The sequence below is a fragment of the Halalkalibacter urbisdiaboli genome (assembly GCF_002156385.1).
Classification (GTDB): domain Bacteria; phylum Bacillota; class Bacilli; order Bacillales; family Bacillaceae_D; genus Halalkalibacter_A; species Halalkalibacter_A urbisdiaboli.
The window spans coordinates 175,632-201,728 of record NZ_MVJM01000002.1 but is presented as its reverse complement, the minus strand read 5'-3'; the positions used below and the strand labels follow the sequence as shown (position 1 = coordinate 201,728).

26 protein-coding genes and 1 riboswitch are annotated in these 26,097 nt (G+C 37.9%); of the genes, 16 read left to right on the top strand and 10 right to left on the bottom strand.

Annotated elements, in window-relative coordinates; translation table 11 throughout:
- Nucleotides 1-36: 36 nt before the first annotated feature.
- Nucleotides 37-1,803: a B12-binding domain-containing radical SAM protein gene (locus tag B1R93_RS08880; protein ID WP_088103627.1), complete on the bottom strand. Its 1,767-nt coding sequence runs from the start codon at nt 1,801-1,803 to the stop codon at nt 37-39.
- Nucleotides 1,804-1,980: 177 nt separating this feature from the next.
- Here B1R93_RS08880 and B1R93_RS08875 point away from each other — a divergent pair, with 177 nt between their 5' ends.
- The 7 genes from B1R93_RS08875 to B1R93_RS08840 all read left to right on the top strand — a co-directional run bounded on the left by B1R93_RS08875 (nt 1,981) and on the right by B1R93_RS08840 (nt 7,764).
- Nucleotides 1,981-2,571, top strand: a complete 591-nt coding sequence (locus B1R93_RS08875) for a hypothetical protein (RefSeq protein ID WP_088103626.1) — start codon at nt 1,981-1,983, stop codon at nt 2,569-2,571.
- 104 nt (nt 2,572-2,675) lie between these two features.
- On the top strand, nt 2,676-3,911 hold the full coding sequence (locus B1R93_RS08870; RefSeq protein WP_245308247.1) for an MFS transporter: 1,236 nt from the start codon (nt 2,676-2,678) through the stop codon (nt 3,909-3,911).
- Between the two features lie 78 nt (nt 3,912-3,989).
- A complete protein-coding gene (locus B1R93_RS08865) occupies nt 3,990-4,637 on the top strand; it encodes a peptidylprolyl isomerase (RefSeq protein ID WP_088103625.1) in 648 nt (215 codons plus the stop codon).
- A gap of 160 nt (nt 4,638-4,797) precedes the next feature.
- Complete coding sequence (locus B1R93_RS08855; protein ID WP_342587519.1) at nt 4,798-5,271, top strand: redoxin domain-containing protein; 474 nt, start codon at nt 4,798-4,800, stop codon at nt 5,269-5,271.
- 244 nt (nt 5,272-5,515) lie between these two features.
- Nucleotides 5,516-6,124: a transglutaminase-like domain-containing protein gene (locus B1R93_RS08850; protein ID WP_088103622.1), complete on the top strand. Its 609-nt coding sequence runs from the start codon at nt 5,516-5,518 to the stop codon at nt 6,122-6,124.
- A 5-nt stretch (nt 6,125-6,129) separates the two neighbouring features.
- Nucleotides 6,130-6,738 (top strand): YdcF family protein, encoded by a 609-nt coding sequence (locus B1R93_RS08845; protein WP_245308246.1) that lies wholly within the window; start codon nt 6,130-6,132, stop codon nt 6,736-6,738.
- A gap of 73 nt (nt 6,739-6,811) precedes the next feature.
- Nucleotides 6,812-6,998: riboswitch (cobalamin riboswitch) on the top strand.
- Nucleotides 6,999-7,110: 112 nt separating this feature from the next.
- Nucleotides 7,111-7,764, top strand: coding sequence for a HoxN/HupN/NixA family nickel/cobalt transporter (locus B1R93_RS08840; protein ID WP_088103621.1), 654 nt, complete (start codon nt 7,111-7,113; stop codon nt 7,762-7,764).
- A 54-nt stretch (nt 7,765-7,818) separates the two neighbouring features.
- Here the strand turns inward: B1R93_RS08840 and B1R93_RS08835 are convergent, their stop codons facing one another.
- Together B1R93_RS08835 and B1R93_RS08830 are read right to left on the bottom strand one after the other, a co-directional pair.
- Nucleotides 7,819-8,577 carry a hypothetical protein gene (locus B1R93_RS08835; protein WP_133058628.1) on the bottom strand — a complete coding sequence of 253 codons (759 nt, stop codon included), beginning with the start codon at nt 8,575-8,577 and terminating at the stop codon, nt 7,819-7,821.
- A 400-nt stretch (nt 8,578-8,977) separates the two neighbouring features.
- Nucleotides 8,978-10,156, bottom strand: coding sequence for a KamA family radical SAM protein (locus B1R93_RS08830; protein ID WP_088103619.1), 1,179 nt, complete (start codon nt 10,154-10,156; stop codon nt 8,978-8,980).
- Nucleotides 10,157-10,462: 306 nt separating this feature from the next.
- Between B1R93_RS08830 and B1R93_RS08825 the strand changes: the two genes are divergently transcribed.
- A complete protein-coding gene (locus B1R93_RS08825; protein WP_088103618.1) occupies nt 10,463-11,317 on the top strand; it encodes a MurR/RpiR family transcriptional regulator in 855 nt (284 codons plus the stop codon).
- A gap of 151 nt (nt 11,318-11,468) precedes the next feature.
- On the opposite strand, the gene B1R93_RS08820 is transcribed toward B1R93_RS08825, so the two are convergent.
- From B1R93_RS08820 to B1R93_RS08810, 3 genes are all read right to left on the bottom strand, one after another.
- Nucleotides 11,469-13,418 (bottom strand): TRAP transporter permease, encoded by a 1,950-nt coding sequence (locus B1R93_RS08820; protein WP_088103617.1) that lies wholly within the window; start codon nt 13,416-13,418, stop codon nt 11,469-11,471.
- A 185-nt stretch (nt 13,419-13,603) separates the two neighbouring features.
- The gene (locus tag B1R93_RS08815; protein WP_088103616.1) at nt 13,604-14,659 is read right to left on the bottom strand and encodes a TAXI family TRAP transporter solute-binding subunit; all 1,056 of its coding nucleotides are present in this window, start codon (nt 14,657-14,659) and stop codon (nt 13,604-13,606) included.
- A 219-nt stretch (nt 14,660-14,878) separates the two neighbouring features.
- Entirely contained in the window at nt 14,879-15,535 is a 657-nt protein-coding gene (locus B1R93_RS08810) for a GerMN domain-containing protein (RefSeq protein WP_088103615.1), read from the bottom strand.
- Between the two features lie 256 nt (nt 15,536-15,791).
- Here B1R93_RS08810 and B1R93_RS08805 point away from each other — a divergent pair, with 256 nt between their 5' ends.
- The 3 genes from B1R93_RS08805 (at nt 15,792) to B1R93_RS08795 (ending at nt 19,199) form a co-directional block, all read left to right on the top strand.
- Nucleotides 15,792-16,871 carry an AI-2E family transporter gene (locus tag B1R93_RS08805; protein ID WP_088103614.1) on the top strand — a complete coding sequence of 360 codons (1,080 nt, stop codon included), beginning with the start codon at nt 15,792-15,794 and terminating at the stop codon, nt 16,869-16,871.
- A 62-nt stretch (nt 16,872-16,933) separates the two neighbouring features.
- Nucleotides 16,934-17,302 (top strand): rhodanese-like domain-containing protein, encoded by a 369-nt coding sequence (locus B1R93_RS08800; RefSeq protein ID WP_088103613.1) that lies wholly within the window; start codon nt 16,934-16,936, stop codon nt 17,300-17,302.
- Nucleotides 17,303-17,573: 271 nt separating this feature from the next.
- Nucleotides 17,574-19,199 (top strand): RICIN domain-containing protein, encoded by a 1,626-nt coding sequence (locus B1R93_RS08795; RefSeq protein ID WP_088103612.1) that lies wholly within the window; start codon nt 17,574-17,576, stop codon nt 19,197-19,199.
- An 87-nt stretch (nt 19,200-19,286) separates the two neighbouring features.
- On the opposite strand, the gene B1R93_RS08790 is transcribed toward B1R93_RS08795, so the two are convergent.
- Nucleotides 19,287-20,594: a globin-coupled sensor protein gene (locus B1R93_RS08790; protein ID WP_165763778.1), complete on the bottom strand. Its 1,308-nt coding sequence runs from the start codon at nt 20,592-20,594 to the stop codon at nt 19,287-19,289.
- A 179-nt stretch (nt 20,595-20,773) separates the two neighbouring features.
- On the opposite strand from B1R93_RS08790, the gene B1R93_RS08785 reads away from it, so the two are divergent.
- A complete protein-coding gene (locus B1R93_RS08785; protein WP_088103610.1) occupies nt 20,774-21,658 on the top strand; it encodes a hypothetical protein in 885 nt (294 codons plus the stop codon).
- A 31-nt stretch (nt 21,659-21,689) separates the two neighbouring features.
- Here the strand turns inward: B1R93_RS08785 and B1R93_RS08780 are convergent, their stop codons facing one another.
- Complete coding sequence (locus tag B1R93_RS08780; protein WP_088103609.1) at nt 21,690-21,821, bottom strand: DUF3941 domain-containing protein; 132 nt, start codon at nt 21,819-21,821, stop codon at nt 21,690-21,692.
- Nucleotides 21,822-21,949: 128 nt separating this feature from the next.
- On the opposite strand from B1R93_RS08780, the gene B1R93_RS08775 reads away from it, so the two are divergent.
- The 4 genes from B1R93_RS08775 (at nt 21,950) to B1R93_RS08760 (ending at nt 24,788) form a co-directional block, all read left to right on the top strand.
- Entirely contained in the window at nt 21,950-22,213 is a 264-nt protein-coding gene (locus tag B1R93_RS08775) for a hypothetical protein (RefSeq protein ID WP_088103608.1), read from the top strand.
- A 475-nt stretch (nt 22,214-22,688) separates the two neighbouring features.
- The gene (locus tag B1R93_RS08770) at nt 22,689-23,477 is read left to right on the top strand and encodes a serine aminopeptidase domain-containing protein (protein WP_088103607.1); all 789 of its coding nucleotides are present in this window, start codon (nt 22,689-22,691) and stop codon (nt 23,475-23,477) included.
- Nucleotides 23,478-23,491: 14 nt separating this feature from the next.
- Nucleotides 23,492-24,313, top strand: a complete 822-nt coding sequence (locus B1R93_RS08765) for a YitT family protein (protein ID WP_088103606.1) — start codon at nt 23,492-23,494, stop codon at nt 24,311-24,313.
- A gap of 16 nt (nt 24,314-24,329) precedes the next feature.
- Complete coding sequence (locus B1R93_RS08760) at nt 24,330-24,788, top strand: BsuPI-related putative proteinase inhibitor (protein ID WP_088103605.1); 459 nt, start codon at nt 24,330-24,332, stop codon at nt 24,786-24,788.
- Between the two features lie 133 nt (nt 24,789-24,921).
- Here the strand turns inward: B1R93_RS08760 and bacA are convergent, their stop codons facing one another.
- A complete protein-coding gene (gene bacA, locus B1R93_RS08755) occupies nt 24,922-25,719 on the bottom strand; it encodes an undecaprenyl-diphosphate phosphatase (RefSeq protein WP_088103604.1) in 798 nt (265 codons plus the stop codon).
- A 193-nt stretch (nt 25,720-25,912) separates the two neighbouring features.
- A complete protein-coding gene (locus B1R93_RS08750; RefSeq protein ID WP_088103603.1) occupies nt 25,913-26,092 on the bottom strand; it encodes a hypothetical protein in 180 nt (59 codons plus the stop codon).
- Nucleotides 26,093-26,097: the final 5 nt, after the last annotated feature.

The window sequence follows — 26,097 nt, the reverse complement described above, 5'->3', positions numbered from 1 at the left end:
AAATCGGGCAACGGCTCCGCACATTACTTTGTCCTTTTAGATTAGCTGTTTCAATGAAAGCGAAGCAATTGGGACTGAATAGAGGTTTGATTGATGAGTTTTTGGATCAAAATAAGCAATCAATAACTCATCACGCTCGAGCATCTTCCCTTCGTTCAAATACGTATCTAGAGAGAACGGGATGACTTCAATCATCGTATGCTTATGAAGCTCCTTCTCTGACAAATTTAGGGCAGCAAATTGAGTAGAAACCGTCATTGCTTGTTCAGTAATGGCCTGTAAGTAACTTGTTTGCTTCTCCTTGGTTAAAGAGAAGCTCCACCATGTTTTGCGCGGTTTGTGCTTGTGATTTCGGAAATAATCAACCATCATTAAGCCTTTGATTAGGTGGAGGTTCGAACGGTTTTGAGCTTGTAAAAACTGATACAACCGTGTAAATAAATCTTCAAGCTGGTGACCGATTCTTGCCCAACCTTGCGAATCCCAGTAATCACCAAATTCTTGAAAGAAATCAAACGGTGAAGAGAATTCATGCTCAACTAAATATTCGATCGTCGCGTCCATTCGATGATCGTTCCAGTATTTTTCGAGTACATCTTCTACACGTTTAATCCGCACAATTTCCGCAAATGAAAGCACATTATTTTTTAATATTTCATACGGTGAGTGATTCATATATACATAATCGTGGTCAGCAGCTCGAAGTCTTAAGCCTGTCCCACGCAGCATTTTTAAGAACCCTAGCTGGAGCTCTTCAGGTCGCATTGCAAAAACATCATTAAACGTATTCCGAAATGACTGATAGTCTTCTTCAGGTAAACCAGCAATTAAATCTAAATGCTGGTCAATTTTCCCACCATCTTTTACCATTGTTACTGTACGTTTTAGTTTTTCGAAGTTTTGGCGGCGGTGGACTAGCTCGTTGACAGCATCATTGGTTGATTGAACACCAATTTCAAATCGGAAAATACCAGCAGGAGCGTTCTCATTTAAATAAGATAACACCTCAGGTCTCATAATATCGGCAGTGATTTCGAATTGAAAAACACAGCCTTGATGATTCTCAATCAAAAACTTGAAAATTTCCAGTGCGTAATCACGTTTAATGTTAAAGGTCCGGTCAACGAATTTTATAAGTTTAGCACCGCTTTCGATCAAGTAAAGAAGATCGGACTTTACCCGCTCGATATCTACATAACGAACACCAACTTCAATGGAAGATAAACAAAACTGACAGCTATACGGACAGCCGCGACTTGTTTCAAAATAGGTAACCCGCTTCTTTAAACCATCAAGATCTTCTGGAAAGCGATAGGGTGTTGGGATATCATCAAGCTTCAACTTTGGTCGTGGAGCGGTCATGATTACCTCTTCACCCTTACGATAAGCAAGTCCGAACACCATATGGTACTTTTGTGTTGTACTGATTTCTTCTAATAGTTGTTTAAAGGTTTCCTCACCTTCGCCTACAACAATAAAATCTACATCATTAAGGGTTTGTAACCATTCTTTTGTATCGTAAGACACTTCAGGTCCACCTAATACAACCTTTGTTTCTGGCATGACTTTTTTGACCATTTCAATCACTTTTATCGTTTCTTCGATGTTCCAGATATAACAGCTAAAGCCAACAACATCAGGTTTGCGTTCAAATAAGTCAGAAACGATATTCATAACAGGGTCTTTAATCGTATATTCAACCATTTCTATTGGGAAATCTGGCTCTGCATAAGCCTTTAAACAGCGTAAGGCTAGACAGGTATGAATGTATTTTGCATTTAACGTCGTCACGACGGTTTTCATGGCTTAATCCCTCAATTCTCTTCTTTCCTATCGTACTGTATGATACCATAACTTAGAGTACGTAGAAACGATCATCCTATTAGAAGTATTTTCATCTTTAGTATGGACTAGACTTAAAAGAGAAAAACATTTACAAGGCCGATCAAATATGGAAAGAAAAAAAGGTGTGGAGGAGAAATGACAATCATTTTAGAGACATGGTTATTCGAAACTCTATTAATTTTATGCATGCTAGCACTTATTTTCGCGAGTAGTGTGCTTTTAAGTAAATGGCTTCGAAAAAAGGAAAAAGAGCCGAGGAAAAAGCTAGAAAATATTGTGGCGTTTGGATTAACGCTTCTAGCTGGAACGGTGTATTTTGCATTACATGAACAATGGATTTCAACCGCATATCATGGAGATATTATTATTTCTGAAAAAACGGCAAGAGTAGTTGAGCATAAATCTGTACGCTACGTTTCAAATGAGCGACCGATTCATTTATTAGAGCTGTACACGTATGGGTTTCCTTATAAGCTCTCAATCGAAAATGAACAAACAATAAGCATAAAGATTGATGATTATCATTCCTTCTATAAAGAGGTGCATGATAGTACGTTTCATGCAGATAATGGTATGTTTGATTTTCAGGCGTACGTCGTTCAAGAGCTTGGGCCGACGATAACCGAGGTATTTATGAGAAGTGAAAAAGGACAAGAGTTAGACGGGGATAGTGTGTTATCAGACTTAAAAGAAGCCTTGCCTTTTTATGAGTTTGAATTATATTAGAAGATAGGACACATAATGGAGTATTCAGCTAAAGTCGTCTCATGATTTTAGCTGTTTTATTATATGAAATGGTTATTTAAATTTTAAAAGGTGAGGGGAAGCGCTTGTTTAGACATATTCAAGGAAATGCAAGAGCATGCATGCTTGTTGAACCATTATTTATCATCCCGTATAGCTTATTTATGACATACGCATCCGTGTATATGTTTATGCTTGGTCTAAATGAAATGCAAATTGGGTTCATTACGAGTATTGGGCTTATTGTCCAAATAGTTTCCTCATTTTTAAGCGGATTTTTAACAGACTGGTTAGGAAGGAAAAATGCATTGCTTGTTTTTGACTTATTCAGTTGGTCAGTTGCGACACTTCTGTGGTCAATTTCGCAAAACTTTTGGTTCTTTCTCTTTGCCGCCATTATTAATGGCTTTCAAAAAATACCGCATACAGCTTGGACTTGTTTAATTGTAGAAGATACCGAACCGAAAAAACGCTCTGCTGTGTTTACCGTTCTTCAGTTTATAACAGTAGTTGGTGGATTATTTGCCCCTCTGGCAGGATTACTTGTAAGTCAAATGTCACTTATTCCAGCCATGAGAGTTATGTACGCGATTGCTTTTATTAGTATGACGACAATGTTTATTATTAGACACTTTACAACGGTTGAAAGTGAAATAGGTATCAGAAAACGGAAGAACTCCGGCCAATTAAATATAGGTGAAGAATGGAAGCGATATATTGAACTCGCTAAAAGCATCATAGAGAATAAACAATTAATGATTATCTTCATGGTATACATCTTGTTTCAATTTCAACTCGTCTTACAAAACACGTATTTATCCATTTACTTAGTCGATGTACTAGCTTTCAGGGATTCTACTATTGCATTATTTCCCGCTATCTCTTCCATTTGTATGCTTGTATTATTAATCGTTGTTATTCCGAAATTTAAAGAAGAACGACAGCATCAATATATGATAGTCGGTTTCGTCTGTTCAATACTGGCGTTGATTTTATTACTCTTTGCTCAACAAGGCGGACTTCCAACGGTAATTATAAGCACAATCCTACTTGCTACGGGGCTATTACTATCAAACCCATATTTAGAAACGGCTGTAGCGAATGCAATTGAAGATGACAATCGTGCAAATATGTTTTCAATCCTTCAAGTTTTTTTACTGCTTTTTATTTCTCCTGCTGGGATTATTGGTGGAATAACGTACAAACTCGATCCAAAAATACCATTTCTATTAATGGTAATTGCTTTAGCGTTTAGCACTTTCTTAATTTACAAGCTAATAAAGCAATCAAAAAATATAAACAAAGCGGCACTTCCTTTTTAAGTACACTGTAGTTATTTTTAAAAATAGTGATATAATATTGTCTGCTATGACGAATAAAGGAATGCAGGAGGGTTTTAGATGAAAAGCGTGTTCATTTTTATTGCAATGCTCCTACCATTAGTTGCATGTGGTACACAATCTGAAAACGAACAAGTTGGAGAACAACAGAATCCTACTAGTGAACAAACAGATTTTCCTAGCTCTGATGAGAATCCAATTGTGACGATAACAATGGAAAATGGCGGGGAAATTGTCCTTGAGCTGTTCCCAGAAGTCGCACCTAATACGGTCGCAAACTTTATCTCACTCGTTGAGAAAGGTTTTTATGATAACTTGATTTTTCACCGTGTGATTCCTGAATTTATGATTCAAGGTGGTGATCCATCTGGGAATGGTACAGGCGGCCCTGGTTATTCTATTAAGGGAGAATTTACGTCAAACGGCTTTGAGAATTGGTTAACACATGAGCGTGGAGTGCTATCTATGGCTCGTTCAATGTCTCCGGATTCTGCTGGTTCACAATTTTTTATTATGGTTGAAGGCTCACCACATCTTGATGGCGAATATGCTGCATTTGGGCGTGTTGTAGAAGGGATGGACGTTGTTGATGCTATTGTTTCGGTAGAACGAGATAGTCAAGATAAACCGTTAGAGGATCAACGTATCGATACTGTCACTGTGGATACGAAGGGTATTGATTATCCAGAACCAGAAACGTTGCAATAGGTTAAAGCTTGTTGAAGGTCTTTGATGACGTCAACAAGCTTTCTTCATGTTTAGAGAATTAAATTGCTAACTTTTTTTAATAAGCAAATAACAGTCTAATAAGAGGAAACAATGGAGAAAATAAAGAGGTACTTAAATATTTAATGGAGGAGGCAACCAAATGGAATCGCTATTAAAAGTAGGCGACATGGCGCCAGACTTTTCATTGTCCTCAACACTTAAAGAAAAAATTTCGTTAACGGATTACCGAGGAAAAAAAAATGTCGTTGTTGCGTTCTATCCACTTGATTTTACACCTGGTTGAATTAAAGAAATCACCTCTTGGAAAGAGGATTATACACGCTTCGAAAAGTTAGATGCCGAAGTGCTAGCGATAAGTGTTGACCATATTTATGCTCATAATGTATTTGCGGCTAGTCTAGGTACATTGCCGTATCCATTACTCTCTGATTGGCATAAACAAACAGTGAAAAAATACAAAGTATTTAATCAAGAAAGTGAAACAGCGATTCGTTCTGTCTTTGTCGTTGATAAAGCTGGGAGTATACAATTCAGTAATACATCGTTTGATGCTAAAAAGAAAGAAGATTATGAAGAGGTTTTTTCTGAGCTTAAGAAGCTACAATTAAACTAATATTGGAGAGAAAGCAATGTGTGAAGTCGCTACATCTTTTAAAGCCTTATGAGGAGCAGTTTTCTCCTCATAAGGTGCGTAGCGAATTGACTTTGCTTCATTGAGTTTTAGATACGGTTTTTTTTGCTGAAAAACTTCATGAGTAGTACGGTGTGTTTTCTATAAATATAAAATTGATTGAATAAATATACATAGAGTGATATGATGCTCTTAAGTAATTTGGAAATAGAAAGGATGCTATTTGATGAAGTTAATCCTCGAAACTACAAATCTTGAAGAGTATTTAAAGGAGTCTAGTGTTGTTAATTATCACCACCCGCTTATTCAGGAAAAGGCAAAGCAATTATTTCATAATGAGCAGTCTGATATTGAAAAAGTAAGGCTTGCTTTTGAATTTGTACGTGACGAAATAGCTCATTCATGGGACATCCAAAGTTCCAGAATAACCTGTAAGGCCTCTGATGTTCTTCAATTTAGTGAGGGTATTTGTTATGCTAAATCGAATTTATTAGCAGCACTGCTCCGTTCCGTAGATATTCCAACAGGTTTTTGTTATCAAAGGCTGATGATTTTTGACAGCCCAGATAAAGGTTATGCGCTTCATGCCTTTAATGGAGTTTACCTCGCCTCTCACTCGTGTTGGGTTCGAATTGATGCTCGTGGGAATAAGCAAGGCGTAGAAGCCGAATTTCTAATCAAGCATGAAAAACTAGCATTTACAATTCATCCAGAATTAAATGAAAAAGATTATCCAATTATTTTTGCAACTCCTCATCCCAAAACGATAGATGTTTTACAAAAGAATCTCCATGCACTGGAAATGTATAAACATCATTTACCAGATGAGTTGTAGGTCTTATGATAATGACAACCTTAAAGAGATATCGTTTCCAGTTGTTATTAGTGATTGTTGGATTCATCTTTCTTTCGGCAGCATTTGTTAGTTATCGAATATGGTCTTTCGGTCTTCAGGATTACACCGCTAAAGCTGATGCTGCTATCGTTTTAGGTGCGGCTGTGTGGGGAGACGAGCCATCTCCGGTGTTTAAGGAAAGAATCAACCATGCCATCTCTCTCTATCAAAATGGGTACGTAGATTTTATCATTTTTACTGGAGGCAGAGGAAATGAAGACGAACAGGCTGAATCGGAAGTAGCTGCATCATATGCGGTATCATATGGAGTGCCAGAGGAAAATATTTTTATTGAGACCGTTTCACGAATTACGGAGGAAAACCTTAGCTATGCTCATGAGATTGTTAAGGTGCAAGGCTTTAAGAAACTCTTAATTGTTAGTGATCCGCTACATATGAAGAGAGCGATAATGATCGCTAAGCACGAAGGAATGACGGTTTTATCATCACCAACGAGAAGCTCGGTATATCAAAGTTTTCAAGTGAAATTCCAATTTTTAATGAGAGAAACTTTTTTTTATATTGGCTATTTGTTTACTAAGCCTTTTCGCTAGTATCTACTATTTTAAGAACGATTCTAAAAAAAGGAAGAATTTCGTAGAAAAATATATTACAATGAGAGAATAATTTAATAATGTGCTTTATGGTGCTAGTTGAACAAACAACTGCTTAAAAGGGAAACTCGGTGTAAATCCGATACGGACCCGCCACTGTGATGCGGACATCTTTTTTTAATCCACTAGCTATTTAGCTGGGAAGGGGAAAGAGATGAATGATGCTAAGTCAGGAGACCTGCCATAAAGGGCAACACTGTGTAAACCTACGGGAGTATAGGGAGTGTTACGTAAGAGTGTACCATTTGTACGTAATGCATCTTTCTACATGTAGAAGGATGTTTTTTATTTTTAGAATGGGAGGAATAAAAGGTGGAATTAGGTTTATTGTCAATATTAGGAATTGGGTTCATTCTTGGGATAAAGCATGCGATCGAACCAGATCATGTTATCGCTGTATCTACGATTGCAAGCCAAAGCAAGAAGTTATTTAAATCCTCTTTGGCAGGGGTATTTTGGGGCCTTGGTCATACGTTAACTCTGTTTATCATTGGTATGGTTATTATTTTGATGAAAGGAACCATATCGGATGCTTGGGCAATGTCATTAGAATTTTTGGTAGGTATGATGCTCGTTTATTTCGGGTATGTTGCCATGACATCGTATCAAAAGGCTAAACGTAAGCAAGGAGAAATAATAAATCATAAAGGCTTCTATTTGAAGTCAATGTTTATCGGACTGATTCATGGACTCGCAGGAAGTGCTGCAATGGTTTTATTAACAATGAGTACAGTTGAAAGTTTACTAGAGGGTGCCCTTTATATTCTAATTTTCGGAGTGGGTACGGTTATTGGAATGCTTGTATTCACAACGATTTTAGGGATTCCATTTGTACTTAGCCAGAACAAACTTGTTATCAACAGAGTGTTGACTCAAGTGACTGGCTTCATTAGCTTAGTTTTTGGGGTGTATTATATGTATAACCTCGGAATTACTGAAGGGTTATTTAAAATGTGGATGCAATAAAAAGAAAGGCCTTCGTTCTTTAAGCGAAGGCCTTTCTTTTCAAGGAGTGTACAGTTATTTAAGGTTGACAGGAATCGTTAAAGGAAATTCCCATATGTTTTCTTGTAAGCGAAGTCTAGTAATTTGTAACGTGATCGCCTCAGGCAACGCTTGAGCAAATTCATAGGTTGCATAGAGCTCGTTTGTTTCTTCATTATAGTCAGTAGAGCGAAAGAAAGGATAAATTTGTTCTTTGTCTTGAATTAATGAGACATCTAAGCCTTTAATTTCGTGAACATCATGAGCACGAAAGGCTAATGTTTTTTTATTTATTTTAACGTCGTTGATGTAGAAGTCATTATTCATAATATTGGTGTCTCCATCCTTTAGATTCGAAAAAAGAATAGAGCGAGTATAATAATCAGGTCGAACGAAAACATGAATATCAAGAGTATCAATATCTTTAGGTGGGGAGGGACTAAAAAATTGTTTAATTAACACCGTTCTATCCTCTAAAGGTTGGTTGTTTATATCAGTAGATAGGATTTCTGAATGCTTTGTTTCATATGATCTTGATTGTTCATCATAAAGAGTACGTTGCAGTGTATAAGAAAAATCATCAGTCTTATAATCTAAAAGAGATTTCGCCTCAATATAAACAAAAAAGCCTTCTTCACCATTCCATTCGCCTTTCTCCATTCCAGTGAAGGAAACATGAATGTGGCTATTATAGGCTTCAATAGCGTCGACTTGCTCAGATTTAAGTGTATCTGGTCCACAACTAGAAAGGATTGATAACACGCCAAGCAATAAAAGCCATCTAGAACACTTCAACCATGCTCACCTCGAAAATCGACATTTTTTTTATTTTACCATGACAGCTTGCTTACTCCTATAAAAACTTTGATGTGTAAAATAGAAGAGGCTGTACCAGGAGGGCAGTGAAAAAGGGGGTCCCTTTTTCACTGCCCTTTAAGTAATGTGCGGAGCCGTTGCCTGGTTTTGAAAGCCCTGCTATGAGTAGTTTTCTCATAGCAGGGCGCGCAACGTGGGAAGTATTACTTCTTCTTTGAGTTTCAAGAAGTAGTTTTTCAGTGGCCTTTGTACCAGGAGGGTGTTTTTTAACCTTTTGGTACAGCCGGCAGTGAGCGTAGTCGCTACATCTACGTTCTTATCGTAAGGGGCGTAGTGAATTGTACGCTTTAAGCTATTGAGACAGCCCCTATTAAGGTTCTTATGTTGTAACCTTGACGCGTTTCTTTTGCGGTACGTCAGGCATCTCATTTACAGATACTACTTCATCCGTTTTTTTCGTTGGTGGTGTCCAGTATTGCTCATTACCCGGTAAGTCATCAAACCAAGCAGCGTCCTCAGGACAATCAAGGACCATAAATTTACCATACTCATTATCACGAGATTGATGATACTTCAAGTAAGCTTTTCCATTTTCAATAGCCAGAATCTCAATTTTTCCAGATGTATGGCTCATAGAGAGACGAACCCGTTTTCCAAGACCTGAAGTTCTTGCTTTTGCTTGCTCAACAAGTTGGTACGCTTCCTTTAAACTAAGTACAAAGTCATTATTCCCAGCAACAGGTCGATTAATAAAGAAATAGTAAGGCGTGACACCAGCCCAAGAAAGCTTATCAAGTAGACTTCCGAGAACTTCAGGGTCGGCATTAATCCCTTTTAAAACAGGTGTTTGATTAACAACAATGGCTCCAGCATCATGCAATGCTTTGAATGCCTTTTTGGCTTCATCGGTAATCTCAACTGGATGATTTATGTGGGCCATAATATAAATTCGATTATCAGGAGTAGAATACTCTTTAATCAAATCAAGTAAGGCCTCATCCTCATAAATACGCATAGGGTTAAAAACGGGCATTTTCGAGCCTATGCGAATAATTTTCACATGGTCGATGGCTCGTAGTCTTTCAATAATCATCCGAAGCTTCTTTGTTGCAAGGATGAGAGGGTCACCACCTGTTAGGAGGACATTGTTGATTTCCGGAGTGTTTGCAATGTATTCAATCCCAGGATCAACATCTGACATTGCTTCCTTTACATCGTTTCTAAATAGTCGCTTTCGGAAGCAATAACGACAATAGGCTCCACAAACCTCTGAACAGATTAGTAAAGCAGTCGTTTTATACTTATGCTGACAGCCAGGGACAACATAGTTTGTATCTTCATCGGAAGCATCCCAACGACCATATTCAGCTAATTCACCTTCATTAGGGATTACTAATTTACGTATTGGGTCGTTCGGATTATTCCAATCAATTAAATTTAAATAGTATTCATTGACACGGAATACAAATTTCTCAGTTATTTGTTTTAATTTCTCTCTTTCTTCTTCTGGTATTTGCTCAATCTTATCGAGATTCATGACATATTTAGGTTGAGCCATCCTTCATCACCATCCTATTTGCTTATTTTTTCTACCACTAGAATTATAGCAAGTAGTTTCGATTATAGTCAAAAAAGAAAGAAAAATTGAATAATTAATAGAATATGAAAGGAATCCTTCAAAAATCTCTTATAATAAGTTGTATTTGATTGTTGACATTTCAGACTTTTTGTAAAATGAAACGAATCTTTCATTTGAGCAGTACCTTAATTGGATTCGCCTTCAGTTTCATGTAGTATAAAGAGATAGAATAAAGAATGAAATGTTTAAAAAGGTAAGGTGAGGTTGAACAAAGAGGGGGAGAGCATGCTTCATTATGACATTTATAAACGAATAGCAGAGGCACAAGAAGAAATGAGTAAATCTCAAAAGAAAATAGCAAACTACTTAATTGCTCATCCGGATACAGCACCGTTTTTAACAGCTTCAAAATTGGCAAAATACGCAAAGGTCGGCGAGGCAACGGTTGTTCGATTTGCGGTATTCCTTGGATATAAAGGCTATCCCGATTTACAGCGCCACTTACAAGAGGCGTTACAACGAAAAATGACTGCTGCAGAAGTGTTTGCAAGAACAACCGATAAAACAGATACACCACAGCATACATTAAATGAAATTATTTCAGATGACCTTCAAAATCTTAAATCAACATTAATGCAGGTTGACCCCATAGTGTTTCAAAATGCTGTAAACGATATCGTTCAAGCTAAACGAATCTATATTATCGCTTATCGAAGTGCAGCAAGTTTAGGGATGTTCCTTAGCTTTTATTTAGACTTAGTCCTGCAAAACACTGAACTTATCGAGCATGCTGATGGAGTTTCTGAGCACCTTCTTGATATAAGTGAAGAGGATTTAGTCATCGGATTTGGATTCTCGCGCTATACAAAACGAACGGTCGAAGTATTAAAATATGTAAAACAACGACAAGCAAAAACCTTGGTCGTCACAGACCATATTATGTCACCACTTGTCCCGTATGGAGATAGAGTGCTCCACGCACCAACTGAGATAAATTCATTTATTGACTCCTTTACAGCTCCGCTAAGCATCGTAAACGCCATAATCACCGCAGTAACCCGATCCGAACACACAAAAGTAGAAAAACGCCTTAAAGGCCTCGAAGAACTATGGGGCACCTTTGACGTCTTTCATGAATAAGGGCCACGAAACAAGGTCGGTTTGAGGAGGGCACTGAAAAAAGGGAAACCCACCCTTTTTCAGTGCCCTCCTCATAGCAGGCTTTTAAAAAGATGGCAACGGCTCCGCACATTGCTTCAATACCCTCGGTTTGTGACCTTGTTTGTTGGCCCTAGGAGGCTAATCCTGATTCGTTCTTAGACTGCTTTTCGCGTAAATATTGAATGATAACTATAATGACGAAAACAGCCAAACCTGTTAGAGAGATAAACAAATTATTAGGGTAAATTAAAGCTAACCCCGATGCGAATAAGAGAGCTCGCTCAATAATGGTTGGTTTTACAACAAAATAATTAATTAACGAGCCACTAACAGCCATCATTCCTAATAATGCTGTCACAATTGCAGGGACAAGCGTAGCGACGGTCCAATCCTGTAATAAAAGAACAGGATTCGATACAAAGGCATACGGAATAATAAATGCTGCAATGGCAAGCTTAAAGGCTGTCACACCGGCTTTCATCGGGTTCGCCTTGGCTATTCCAGAGCCAGCATATGCGGCCAGACAAACAGGTGGTGTGATATCTGCCACAATCCCAAAGTAAAATACAAAGAAATGTGCGGCAATCATTGGAACATCAAAGGCGACTAATGCAGGAGCAGCCATTGAAGCGGTAACAACATAGTTTGCAGTTGTTGGTAACCCCATTCCAAGTAATATACATGCAATCATTGTAAAGAATAGAACGAGGAAGAAAACACCGCCAGCAAGATCAATAATTCCACCAGCAATTTTTCCCCCTAATCCAGTCATCGTTACAATACCGGCAATGATACCAGCAGTAGCACATGCTGCAATTACTGGGAGAGCGACACGAGCACCTTGCTCAAGTGCATCTATGAAATTTCTTAAGCTCATTCTCGTATCTTTACGGAACATACTAACTAGAACAGCTGCCCCAATGCCGAAAAGCGCCGCTCTTGTAGGTGTGTAGCCAAGATAAAGCATCACAATAATGGTGATAAGTGGAGCTAATAAGTCGAGTCGTTGTAAAATCCCCTTTTTTGAAGGGAGCTCTTCTTTTGGTAAACCAAGTATTCCATTTTTCTTTGCTTCGAAATGAGTTCCCATAAAAACTCCTGCAAAGTATAGTAATGCCGGAATGATTGCTATTAATATAATCTCACGGTAAGGAACCCCTGTGTTACTAGCCATAATGAATGCTGCCGCTCCCATAATTGGTGGCATAATTTGTCCACCGGTCGAGGCAGAGGCTTCTGCACCGGCTGCGAATTCTGGCTTAAAGCCTGCACGTTTCATCATTGGTATCGTAAACGAACCGGAACTAACCGTATTTGCAACAGAAGATCCTGTAACCATCCCTTGAAGTCCGCTAGCAGTTACTGCAGCCTTTGCGGTTCCACCTGTCATTCCACCTGTTGCACTGAAAGCTAAATCATTAAAAAACTTCCCGATTCCTGTTTTCGTTAGCATGACACCAAAGAAAAGAAACAAGAAAATAAACGTGGAAGAAATACGAATCGGTGTACCAAAAATGGCTTCTGTATTAAAAAACATCCGTGTCATTAAGCGATCAAAATCGAATCCTGCATGTTGAAACGCTTTAATAGGAAAAAGATTCCCAAAATATCCATAAGCTAATGCAATAATAGCAATAATGACAATAGGTAAACCGACAGCCCGTCTCGTAGCTTCAAGAACAAGCAAAACACCAAATGTTGCAACAATTGTATCAAGTGTAGAGTAGCCTAAAATGGTAATTTTAGGACTTACAAGACGAGTATATTCAAATACGATATAAAAGTTTACAGCTAGTGCTAATAAAGCGAGTATACCATCATACCAAGGAACTCCTGATTTTTTTAACATCGAGCGCTTAGCGGGATATAATATAAAGATTAAAGAAAGCCCACCGGCTAAATGAATGGCTCCTTGGATTAGCGTTACGTAAAAACCAAAAAAGGATGTGTAAAGCTGAAAGAGGGTAAGCATAATGGCTAAAATACTTACAATCCAGGCCCATTTTTGCAAATCGATCCGATAAGCAGATTCTTTGTCATACTTAGCTAACAGCTCTTGCTGCTTTACGTTATCACTCATACAACTCACCACCTAAGAGTAATTTTTGGTCTACACCATATTGTGTACGTGAAAGGAGTGATTATGAAGATAATTCTCCTTTGAATTAACATGTATATTCCTGATATTTAATAAATACAAACAAAACAAAAAAAGAATTATTTAAAAAAGGACTGGACACGCATGCCCAGTCCTTTGTTCAATTACTATTCAAGTATTCCTTGTTCCTCAAAATACTTTTGTGCACCAGGGTGAAGTGGAAGACCCTCAGACCCGTTCATCACGTTTTCAAGTGTTAAGTATGAACCTTGTGGGTGAGAAATTTTATCAGCATTTTCATATAGTGCTTTTACGATATCGTAGCCAAGATCTTCACTAATTTGTGTTGTTGAGCCAACAAGAATGGCATAGGCTGTAATCGTATCAACAGGACCATCTAAAAACTCGTACGAATCAGCTGGAATTTCTAAATGTCCGTAGTCGCTGTTTTCAACAATATAGTCGAGTGCTTCTCCTTCGATTGGAAGAATGACTACCTCTCGTTGGAAAGCGAGTTCTTCAACACTACTTGCTGGTAAACCGAGAAGACCGAAAGAGGCATCTAATTGACCGTCTTGTAAACGAGATGAAGCATCGCCAAATCCTTCTTCAAACGCTTCATAATCGCCATCTTCTAGACCGTGTGCTGCTAAGATTAGTTTAGCTGCTGCTTGTGTACCACTGCCACTTGGTCCAATCGCAACACGTTTACCACGTAAATCTTCAATAGAAGTGACGCCAGTATCCTCGGTCGTGATAACCTGCATCACTTCAGGATAAATATGTCCCATAAAACCAAAGTTATCAATTTCAACGCCTTCAAAATCACCAGCGCCTGTAAGAGCTTCCACAGCAGTTACGTTAACACTCATACCTAGTTGCATTTCCCCTTGGAAAATACCGCCTAGATTTTCAACAGAAGCACCAGATGCAACTGCACTTACATTAAATCCTTCATATTCAACATGGTCATTCATAATGTTTGCCATTTCCTGACCAAGTGGATAGTAGGTACCTCCAGTACTTCCTGTTCCTAATTGTAGGTCTGTAAGGAAGTCACCTGTTGGAGCGGCAGCATCTGATCCTTCCGTTTCTTCAGTATCAGGCTCTGTCCCTTCACCTACTGGCTCTTCAGTTGGTGCTTCTTCATCAGTACCGCATGCCCCAAGGACTAAAGAAAGTGATAAGAAAGCAGCTGATAAGAAAGTAAACTTCTTTTTCATAACGATTCCCCCTTTTTATCTTTATAAGTTAGTAAATTCGACTAACTATATCCTAATTTAAGCAAATTTATGTAATGATGTCAAAGTATTACGAAAGTTTAAGTGATAGATAATCTTCTAAAGATGTCAATTCACATTACCTAGCTTTTAAAGTATGAGGATCCATGCAAAAAAGCAGGAAGAGTCGTTTTCTCATTCCTGCCTTAGGAGTGTACCAAATTATTTAACTTTTTCATAGTTTTCAGGATTATCAGCTTCGATTGGTACGCTAGTATCGAAATGACCAAATAACTCTGGTACCACTTCACCATCAACTAAAATTTGTGTTTCATCAAAACCAAATTGCTTCATCGTCATGGCAATTTGCTGTAACAACATTTCTTCTACACCCGAACCAACCTGTGCATCAAGTAACTCAGATGAAAAGGAAACATGTGCCACACCTTCAATTTCTTCAACTGATTGAACAAGAACATTATCAGGAATAAGAGAAACTAAATCATCTTGTTCTGGTCCCTTAACCCAGGCTTGAAGTGTTTTTTCAAATAGCTCTTCATCAGTTGCTTCGATTTGCCGTTCTACTCGGTAAATATTCATAACATCCGCATCAGCAAAAAATAACTCAACGGGTGTTTTCGTCGGTTCTGCGACAGTAGGCGTTGGCTCATCACTTGAGTCACTCTCAGTTGGACTTTCAGTAGAAGTACCAGCTGTTTCTGAGTCATCTTCTAAATCTGAGCCTGTTAACTCTTTATTTTCTTCCGTTTTCACTCCGTCCGAAGATTCGTTTGATGAAATAGGTGCATCGCTCTGACCACAAGCAGTAAGGACGATGAAAAACAGAGTTAGTATTGTCAAATTCACTATTTTTTTCATGCCGCTCCCCCTTAAAAGATTTATAGATTTAGCCAAGAAAAGCTTGTCTTAGGATAAGCCCTTTCAGCTAAATTTTACATCATAAAAAATGAATTTCAATCATAAATTTAGACTCTATCTTTTGAACTAGGTTTAAAACGTTTAAATATATAACGAGCTATAATAACTCTATTATAAAGAAGGTGTCAAGGTTAACCCATCTAACTCAAATTAATGGTATAATTAAGAAAAAGTAGTAAGGAAGGGAATATCATATATGCCACAAAATAAGTTGTTTAATTTCGGGTATGGTTTGATTATTATTTTCCTAGTGATTTACTTAGGAACACTTATTGATTGGATATTCAGACCAATCGTTGTATTTGTTCAAACCTTGTTTGCCCCGATTATTTTGGCAGGCGTTTTATATTATTTATTTCGGCCGTTTGTCAACCTCTTAGCAAAAAAAATACCTAGAGGGATAGCGATTTTAATTTTGTATCTAAGTGTAGTTGCGTTTTTCACTGCTCTGGTTTTTATTATAGGTCCAGAACTTCAACAGCAATTTAATAGCTTGGCTCGAAATATGCCTGTTTTTATTAATGAAATTCGTGACATGTTTATCCATCTCCAAGAAAATGAGTACGTCTCACGATTCCAAGAAAGTGAAAACTTTTCTTTAGAAGAAATTACAGCACGCTTTGCAAATTATTTAAATGAGATTTTTTCAGCAATAGGCTCAAATGTTGCGTATTTTATCGGGTTTATCGCCAATGTTATCATTATTTTAGTGATTATCCCCTTTGTGTTATTTTACATGTTGAAAGAAGGGGAAAAAGCACCGAAACAAGTTCTCAAGCTTTTACCAGAAAAGCAGCAGCATGAAGGTCGTCATGTATTAGCTGATATGGATCGTGCGCTTAGCTCGTACATACAAGGGCAAATTATTGTTAGTGTTTGTGTTGGTGTCCTAGTATATATTGGGTATTTAATCATTGGGATTGATTACCCTCTTGTATTAGCGCTAGTTGCGATGTTTACAAATGTAATCCCTTTTGTTGGTCCATGGATTGGTACGTTTCCAGGCGTGATTGTAGGCTTTCTAGATTCACCAATAATGGCGTTATTCGTTATCATTGTTGTCGTTGTCGTTCAGCAAATAGAAAGTAATTTAATCTCACCTCAAGTCATGGGGAGGAAGCTGGATATCCATCCATTAACGATTATTTTACTTTTACTCGTAGCTGGGCGTTTTGCAGGATTACTTGGGTTATTACTCGCTGTTCCAACGTACGCTGTTGGTAAAGTCATTGTCTTACATAGTTATCGACTTTGGAGGTTAAAACATCCACTATAATTTGACTTTACCCTCTTAAATGTGAAAATATTAAAGGATAAACGGTGTAATGAGGTGACAGGATGGCATTCGAACAAGATGGAATTGTCCAAGTAGAAGTTGATGAATTAAAGGAATTATTAAATTCTGATACCATTATTGTGGATGTTAGAGAGCTTGAAGAGTATGATGAAGCACATATTCCAGGTGTTCCACTAATCCCAATGAACTCGATTCCACATCATATGGAAAAACTTGATAAAGGAAAGTCTTATGTTTTTGTTTGTAGAAGTGGAGCAAGAAGTCAAAATGTTGCACTATATTTAAATGAGCACGGTTTTACAGATGTCAAAAATTATGCAGGTGGAATGCTTAATTGGGACGGTGAACGTTCATCTGGCTTAGAATGGGTTGTTAAAGATACTGGGGAGCTGTATAAAGGAAAAGACTAAATAGGAAAAAGTCCTGTTTCAAAAAGAAACGGGGCTTTTTTTATTTGGGGAAATTAGTAATTTGTTGCTTTTTATAAGAAAAAATTGTTTTGTTATATTTATTTGTTAAAGATTCCCATTTATAATAATATTTAGAAAAGTGAGTAATCTTCTGAGGGAGACACATATTTAACGTGTTTCCTTTTTTTTTGGGAAGTTAGTAAACGCTTTCATATTATGGTAAAGGGGGGACAGAGGTTTAGATTTTGATAAAAAATGAGGAGGGAAACAAATGAATAAAAAAGGAGTAGCACAACGTAATGGGTGGTTTTGGTTCATTCTATTTTTAACGATAAGTATAGGATTAGGAGCTGGTCTACAGTCAGTTCAAGCGTCTGAGGTTGTTGATGCTAGAGATTTTGGTGTGACAGCAAATGAGAATAGCTCGCAAACGGAAGCTCTTCATGATGCAATGCGCTATTTCTATAATAGGGGAGTGGAGGGAACAGTTTATATACCGGCAGGAACGTATTATTTTGATGAGGCGATTCGTTTTCATGCGGGTGTAAATGTCATTGGAGATGGAATGGGAAAAACAGTCTTGAAAAAAATTGGTAGTAGTCCGAATTATGTTGTTGGTAATCCGATTCTACCTAATCATTCGAATAACTTAAACGTAACGATTTCCGATTTGACGTTCGATGCGGACCGTACTAATCGTGCTAGACAAGGTCTTGGCCAAGTTGGTGGGATTAATATAGATGCAGATGTTCGTAATTTAACGTTAGATAGAGTTGAGGTACGTGATGCAACAATTGGTGCGCTACTAAGAAGGTTAAAGGACTCGGAGATTCGTAATAGTCGGTTTGACTTAACAAGTGGTCACGGGATTGCTTTTGGTAGTGAAAATCATGCTGTCGGTGATGTCAGAAATAACGTGATTACAAATAATGAGATAACGAATTCAACAGGTGGAAGTGGAATTAATCTATCACGAGCGACGTACACTACTGTTACAAACAACCGTATTATTAATCAACAGCAGCAACAGGATTCATATGGAGGAATCAGAATCCCAAATGGTGGGGAGCACAACGTAGTTAGCGATAATGTCATTGAGAAATATCCTAGAGGAATCTTTGTTTTGACTGGGGCTACTAACAATACGATTATAGATAATACAGTTCTTGATTCAAGAATACATGGAATTCTCATTCAGGCAGACAATAATACGTTTTCTGGTAATCTAATTCAGCAAATAGACTCATCATTAAACCCTGAAGCGGTTATTCGTCTAGCACCGGGAAGTCGCAATGACATCCATTATAACTACTTACAAACACATTCTAGTTTTCGTAATATCGGAATACGTGTAACTGGTTCTTCAACGTACAATTCAATAAGAAACAATATTATAGACACTTCAGGAACGTTAGTAAGTATTGAAGGAGGTAGCAACAATACTAATCAAGGAAACAGTAATTTCTTTTCAGGGAATGGGAGCTATCACCTTAAAAACCGAAATAGTGGAAAGCTTTTAGAAGTTGGAAATGCAAGTACAGAAGATGGAGCCAATGTTAATCAGTGGGCAAATACAAATTGTAGCTGCCAGCAATGGTTGCTAAATGAGGACGATAACGGTTTTTTTGGATTAATAAACAGAAACAGTGGAAAAGCATTAGATGTTTATAACGGAGCAACCTCAGATGGAGCCAATGTCGTTCAGTGGGGACATCATGGTGGTACGATGCAACAATGGGAATTGAAGCTTAACAGTGATGGATATTTTTCGATTGTGAATCGTAACAGTGGGAAAGCCCTTGATGTCGAAGGGAAATCAATGTCAGATGGAGGAAATGTCGTACAATGGACAAAAAACGGTGGTGCTAATCAGCAATGGGAAATTGTACGAAATTAATAGGAGGCTGTGCCAAAAGGTTGTTTTTTTAACCTTTTTGGCACAGCCCCTTTTTTTCAAGTTAAACAATGAATGATATTTATGTTTTTATTCTCTAGTTAATCCCTCTGCTTTTTCTAATAAAGTAACTGACATAGCGGTTAGTCCACCTGTTGCTTTTTGAATTTCTTGAACAGCGGCTACGATGTTATCCATATCCAGTTTGTTTCCACGAAGTCTTTCTATATATTGGGCCATTTCCGTTTCAACCGTTTGGAGTCCATTTCTCATTTGCTCTAGACTCTTACTAGATTTATCTCGTGATTCATTAACTTCATTCATTGCTGCTACTAAAGTTTCAATCGTTTGATTACTTTGCTGAACGAGAGAGATAATCGTTGTACTCATTTCCTTTGATTGCTCAGCAAGTTTTCGAACCTCTGATGCTACAACAGAGAACCCTTTCCCATGCTCGCCAGCACGTGCTGCTTCAATAGAGGCGTTGAGCGCCAACAAGTTTGTTTGGTCAGATACTTTTTCGATTTCGTTTGTCATTTGATTTATTTTTTCAGCAATTGTTTTTAGTTGTTCAGTTTTTGAGATGGAATCAACTAGTTGTTCTTCAAGATGTTGGAATGTATCACTCATGGAGCTCACATGTGAAACATTTTCCCCCGTTAATGTGCGGAGATGCTCACTTGTTTTCACAGTTTCTTCAGTTTCCTTCCCTACATGCTGTGCTTTTGATGCTGTTTCAGTAGTTGATGCTTCAGTCTGTTCAATCGTTGCAGCAAGCTCCTCGCTTATTGCTGTAAGTTCTTGTTGTAATGAAGCGGTGGCCTCATCAATTGAAGATGCGTTTCGACCTGTTAGCATAAAAGACTCAGCAATGAGTTGAGAATCCAAACTTAATGTATTTGTAGCTGCAACAATCATATCTGATAATTTCGTTGGATCATGGTGAAATTGTTTAACTAGTTGAGGAACAAGCAGCTGAAGGAATACTTGGTATGTAGCTAGAAACCAAGTAAGCGACAGTTCTGCATCACGAGACGCATGTCCAATTTTAGTACGTTGTTGAATATATTCATCGTCAATTTTTCCTGAAAAAGTGGAATCTAAGTATTCTTGAAATACTTCTTTAAGCCGATCGCGTGTAGAGTAAGCATCAGCCACTTTTTTCAAGGTAGGTTCCTGATATACGTGTTGAACTGCAGCTTCAACAAGGTTATCGCTTATCGTTTGAAAAAAAGGATGTAACTCTTGCAAAAGTTCAATGTGTTTTTTTGTAAAACCTATAAATTGAACCCGAGACTCAAGTTCTTTATTGAAAAAAGATAATTTCGGTTCTGTCGATATAGTCATAGTTGGTTCAAAGGTCTGATTTTGTGAAGGTTTTTTTTTCGAAAACAGCATCATTATTCCCCTTTTTTTGATAATCTTGTGTTCTTATAAACCTAGTATGATACTTTTTTCATATGAATGCAATCAGAAGTTGACATGGTTACTTGATTTATCTGATTTTTCTACAAAAAATTCATTAGAAAAATTGTACTAAATCTAGTAAACTATTGGAAGAATAAAAGGAGATGGAGTTGAGACGAACAGTGAAAGCTTGGATACTAGGATGTTTATTATCAGTGTCAACTCTATTAATGTTCTCAAATGAAATAGAGGCTGCAGAAAAAATATGGTTCTACCTTGATGGCCAGGAACAACGTTATCAAGGTGATATTGAATTTTTTGAAGACGAGATTTGGCTCCCTGTTCGACCTATTTTGTTAAAAGCGGTGGAAATTAACGAGGAGTGGAATATCGATTCGGCATATATTACGCGCCTTTTAAAGGGTGAGCTTGAGGAAGAAGAGGAAATTGAAGAGCTTTGTGAATTAGAGATAGTAAAAATTAATAATCGGGATATGATCAAGCTTTCAGATGTGGAGTTATTAGGATTTGATGCTTATTTCTATGAGCAAGAAGCAATTGTTCATGTGAATACTCCACAGCTCATGGTTGTTGAAAACTTAACAATTGGTATGACGAAAGAAGAAGTTAACGAGGAATTGTCAGGGATCCATTGGAATACTGGTTTTGGAAAAAAAGCTGATTATATTGGTTTTTATGGTGAAATGAACTCATTTTCGTATAAGGATCGTTATGGATATACTAGAACTGGTGAAGTACCTGATATTCAAATTGAAATTATTGAGAATGAAGTCACCTATTTATTAATAGCAACTAATCAATTAGAGACGTCAAAAGGGATAAAAGTGGGAGACAGGCTTACAGACGCGATAAGGGCATACGGGAGTCAGAACACTCGTTTTCAGGAAGATGGAAAACAAATTGTTGTTTATGATGTAGAGTTTGGGTCGATTTGGTTTATTGCTGAGAATCAAAAGATTGAACGAATTGGTATTTGGGATCACCATCTTTATGGTTTTGGTGAGCAAAAGGAAAAAGAGGAAGAGGACCTTTAGTTCTCTTCCTTCTTTGTGCTCATTTATGAGCCTATTTGTGGTCGACTTCTTTAGAGTACGTATGCTTTCCATGCTCTGCATTCTCATGAGCTTGGATGTTTTTCATTTGGTTTTTAGCATTATTGTCTTTCTTTTTTTTATTGGAATCTCCAGTTCTAGACATGAGGGCACCTCTTTCTATTCGTTGTCAACCTTATTATGTCCAATTCTCTTAAATATATGAAGGTAAGGTTTAAAGCTAAAGAGAACGGGAATAGGGATGGTAACAGAATAAGAAAGGTGGAGATTCTGGTGAAAAAGAAAATACTTTTAACGACAACAATGATTGCGGTTGGAACTGGGACAGTCCTTTTAAGAAACGAGGAAACTAGAGCAAAAGTAGGGCGTAAGGTACGAGAGTTTTATGCGAACCTAACCAATCGAACAGCATCCGATGTTGCAGAGGACAAGCGTCTGAAACTTGGACATCCCCACCCGAACGAGATGGAAGATAATGAAATGGTGAATGAAGGTGCTCTTTACACAGTCCAATATTTCAATAAAGAACACCAATAATTAAAGAGGTGCCCCAAAAGGTAAACTGTATCCTATAGAGTAGACACTAATAAAAAGGTAAAAGCCAGAGGCCACTGAAAAACTACTTCTTGTAACTCAAAGAAGAAGTAATGGTTTCGCACGTTGCTCGCCTGCTATGAGAAACCCACTCATAGCGAGGCCACTGAAAAACTACTTCTTGTAACTCAAAGAAGAAGTAATGGCTTCGCACGTTGCGCGCCTTGCTACGAGAAAACCACTCGTAGCAAGGCTTTCAAAACCAGGCAACGGCTCCGCACATTACTTAAAGGGCACTGAAAAAGGGAAAAGCACCCTTTTTCAGTGCCCCTCTCATAGCAGGCTTTTTAAGAGATGGCAACAACTCCGCACATTGCTTCTGGGGCACCTTTCTTTGATTATTTTCAAGGTTATGTAAGTATAAGGAATGATTAGGTAATGCTATACTTAGGTATATGTCTTAATTCGGGGGGATACGATGATTTTGGTTAGTAATGAAACTATTGCTGAGATTCCAACGTTACATGTAGTGAAACAAGAATTCCTTCACTCACGAAAGATGCCGACTGTATTCTTTCTTCATGGATACACAAGTGCGAAGGAGCATAACTTACATGTCGCGTATTTATTAGCGGAAAAAGGTTTCCGAGTTCTATTACCAGATGCTATTCACCATGGTGAAAGAGAAGGGGACGTAGTAGGGAGAGAGCGCGATTTTTCTTTTTGGGATATTGTCCTTACGTCTGTGAAAGAATTAGAACAATTAAAGCAGCATGTTATCGAACGTTTAATGAGTGACGAGGAGCGAATTGGCGTAGTCGGTACATCGATGGGGGCCATAACAACGTTCGGTGCAATGATGCAGTATTCGTGGATTAATACAGCTGTATCATTTATGGGGACTGCTTATTATCAAAGCTTTGCAGAGCAACAGCTTGAGTCGTTTAAGAATAAAGGCATCGAGATTGAACCATCAATGGTTGAAACGATGCTTGAAAAATTAAAGGCGTTTGATCCAGCACAGCAATTTGACAAACTAAAAAAGCGCCCACTCTTTATTTGGCATGGAAAGAGAGATAAGGTTGTCCCTTATGCATTTTCAGAGCAACTTTATCGTGATATTACGGAGCATTATCAGCATGCACCTGACCGTCTTCATTTTTCAATCGACGAGAAAGCGGATCACAAAGTTTCACGGAAGGCGATTCTTCATTCAGTCAAGTGGTTTGAAGCTCATTTAATACAAGGTAAGGAGCAGGTATCATAAAAGAGGGATTATACATGATAAAGGAAATAGAAAAAGCAATAATTATTATTATCGGCGCAATATTAGTTGCAGTTGCACTGAATTTCTTTTTAATTCCAGCAAATGTTTTTGCAAGTGGTTTTACTGGATTAGCTCAATTATTAGCAACGGTTTTACCAATTTCAACAGGTGTGTTGCTCTTTGTGTTAAATATTCCTGTTGCTATTTTAGGGTGGATGAAAATTGGAAAGAGCTTTACCGTTTATAGCATTGTTAGTGTAGCTGTAACGACTTTATCACTTGAACTTATTCCCATTTGGTCCTTTTCTCCAGATATTCTTTTAAATGCAGTATTTGGCGGGGTAATCATTGCCATTGGTGCTGGAATTACCCTTAAGTGGGGAGCTTCTACTGGTGGACTTGACATCGTTGTGCTGATATTATCACGATATAGTGACCGTCCAGTAGGCATTTATTTTTTTGCGATTAATAGCGTTATCGTTATTGCTTCTGGATTTATTTTTGATCCAGAAAAGGCACTATATACACTCGTTACCCTTTACGTTTCATCTAGAGTTATCGATGCGATTCATACTCGACACGTAAAGCTAACGGCGATGATTGTGACGAAAAAAGCGGAGAAGCTTAGAGTAGCGATTCATGAGAAGTTATCTCGAGGGATAACTCGCTTACCAGCAAAAGGCGGTTATACTGATGACGAGAAAGAAGTACTCATGATGGTATTAACCCGCTATGAATTATATGAATTAAAGCATGTGATTCAAGCCTCAGATCCAGATGCCTTTACAAATATAGTTGAAACAGCAGGAATTTTTGGGTTGTTTCGAAAAGAATAGAAAGGAGAGGGATTAAATGAAACGTCATTTTTACCTCTTTATGATCGCTTTACTTCTTATATTACTAGGATGTGGCCAAAGTACAAATGTATCTGTTCCAGTGAAAGGGGGGGAACCTTTGACTTTTAACGTCGATGCTTCAAAAATAGATCACGAGCTTGAAATAAAAGTAACGGTAACAAATGAAACAAATGAAGAAGTAACACTAGATTTTATGTCTGGGCAAAAATATGAGCTAGTTTTAACAAACGAGTCTGGGGAAGAGCTATATCGTTTTTCTAGGGAGCATATGTTTACAATGGCACTCGTTCATGAAACACTCGCACCAGGTGAATCAAAGGTGTATGAGGAAACGATTAATCTAGAACAGATGGAAGCAGGTCCATATACCCTGCACGCCTCTTTACTAGTCGCTGCAATCAATGGTGAAGAAGTGGCAGCAGATACGTACACAAAATCAGTTGAAGTGAAATAAGAAAAAAAAGAGGCTGTGCCAGGTGGTTTTTTAACCTTTTGGCACAGCCTTTACGATGAGTGGGGTCTCATCGTAAAAGCTAGGCACTCTTTAAGCTTTTGATACAGCAATTTTGTCTAAGACAAAAAGGCCTTTAGACATATAAGATAAAGAAGAAAACCCCAGCTAACGCAAAGCGATAATAAGCAAAGTAAGAGAGTTTAAGTTTCTTAACAACGCGTAAAAAGGTAACAATTGCGAACATGGCAACTACAAACGATACAGCTAAACCAACGAGGAAAACAGGAAGGTCTGCGCTTGTTAAGAAATCACGACTTTTATATAAATCTAAGCCAGAAGCGGCAAACATCATCGGAACGGAAATAATAAAGGTAAACTCCGCAGCAGCCTTTTGACTAACGCCAAGTAAGATTCCACCAGACATAGTTGAACCGGAGCGAGAGAATCCGGGCCAAAGAGCGAGGCATTGAAACAAACCGATACCGAATGCTTGTTTATACGTAATATCGTCCATCGTTTCAGAGGTCATCGTTTTGTTTACCTTATCAGCAACAATTAACAAAACACCGCCAAGTATCAAACCAATGAGTACAGTTGTAGGACCGAATAAATAAGCTTTTATAAACCGATGTAGTGCAAGTCCAACGACAATAGCAGGTAACATTGCAACGATTAAGTGGATAAGGTTGATCCCTGAACGCTCGGTTATACCGGGTTTAAGAGATAGAAAGCCAAGAAATCGTTTGAAATATAAAATGAGCACGGCAAGCACGGCACCTAGCTGAACGACAATTTCAAACGTTGCTGCGCGCTCACCTTTAAAATCTAATAAATGAGCAGTTAAAATCATATGGCCAGTAGATGAAACGGGTAAAAATTCTGTAAGACCTTCAACTATGCCTAGAATAATCGCTTTAAAAAGCTCATCCATTTTCTATACACCTCAAATGTAGTTTGAATTTATTTACTTTACCAAATAGGCTGAGGTCTGAATAGTGACTTTTAGTCGGTATTTAAGAATGTTTTGAGTCGATTATAAAAGAGGCAGTGCCAAAAGGTTGTTTTTTAACCTTTTGGCACTGCCTTCATGTACGCTTTAAGCTTTTAAGACAGCCCGTTGGTCATTATTTGTTTAATGACCATTGCTGTTGGGCAGCGTGTTGAATCGCTTGACGGAGTTCTAACCACTGTTCATCTTGTGAATCAGTATGATTCTTATCGGTAGTCGAGCTCTTTGTTATTTCAGGTCTTTTCGCTTTGCCATTCCAGTAGGTTTGAAATGGCTCAGATAATCGTTTATTCACTTAAA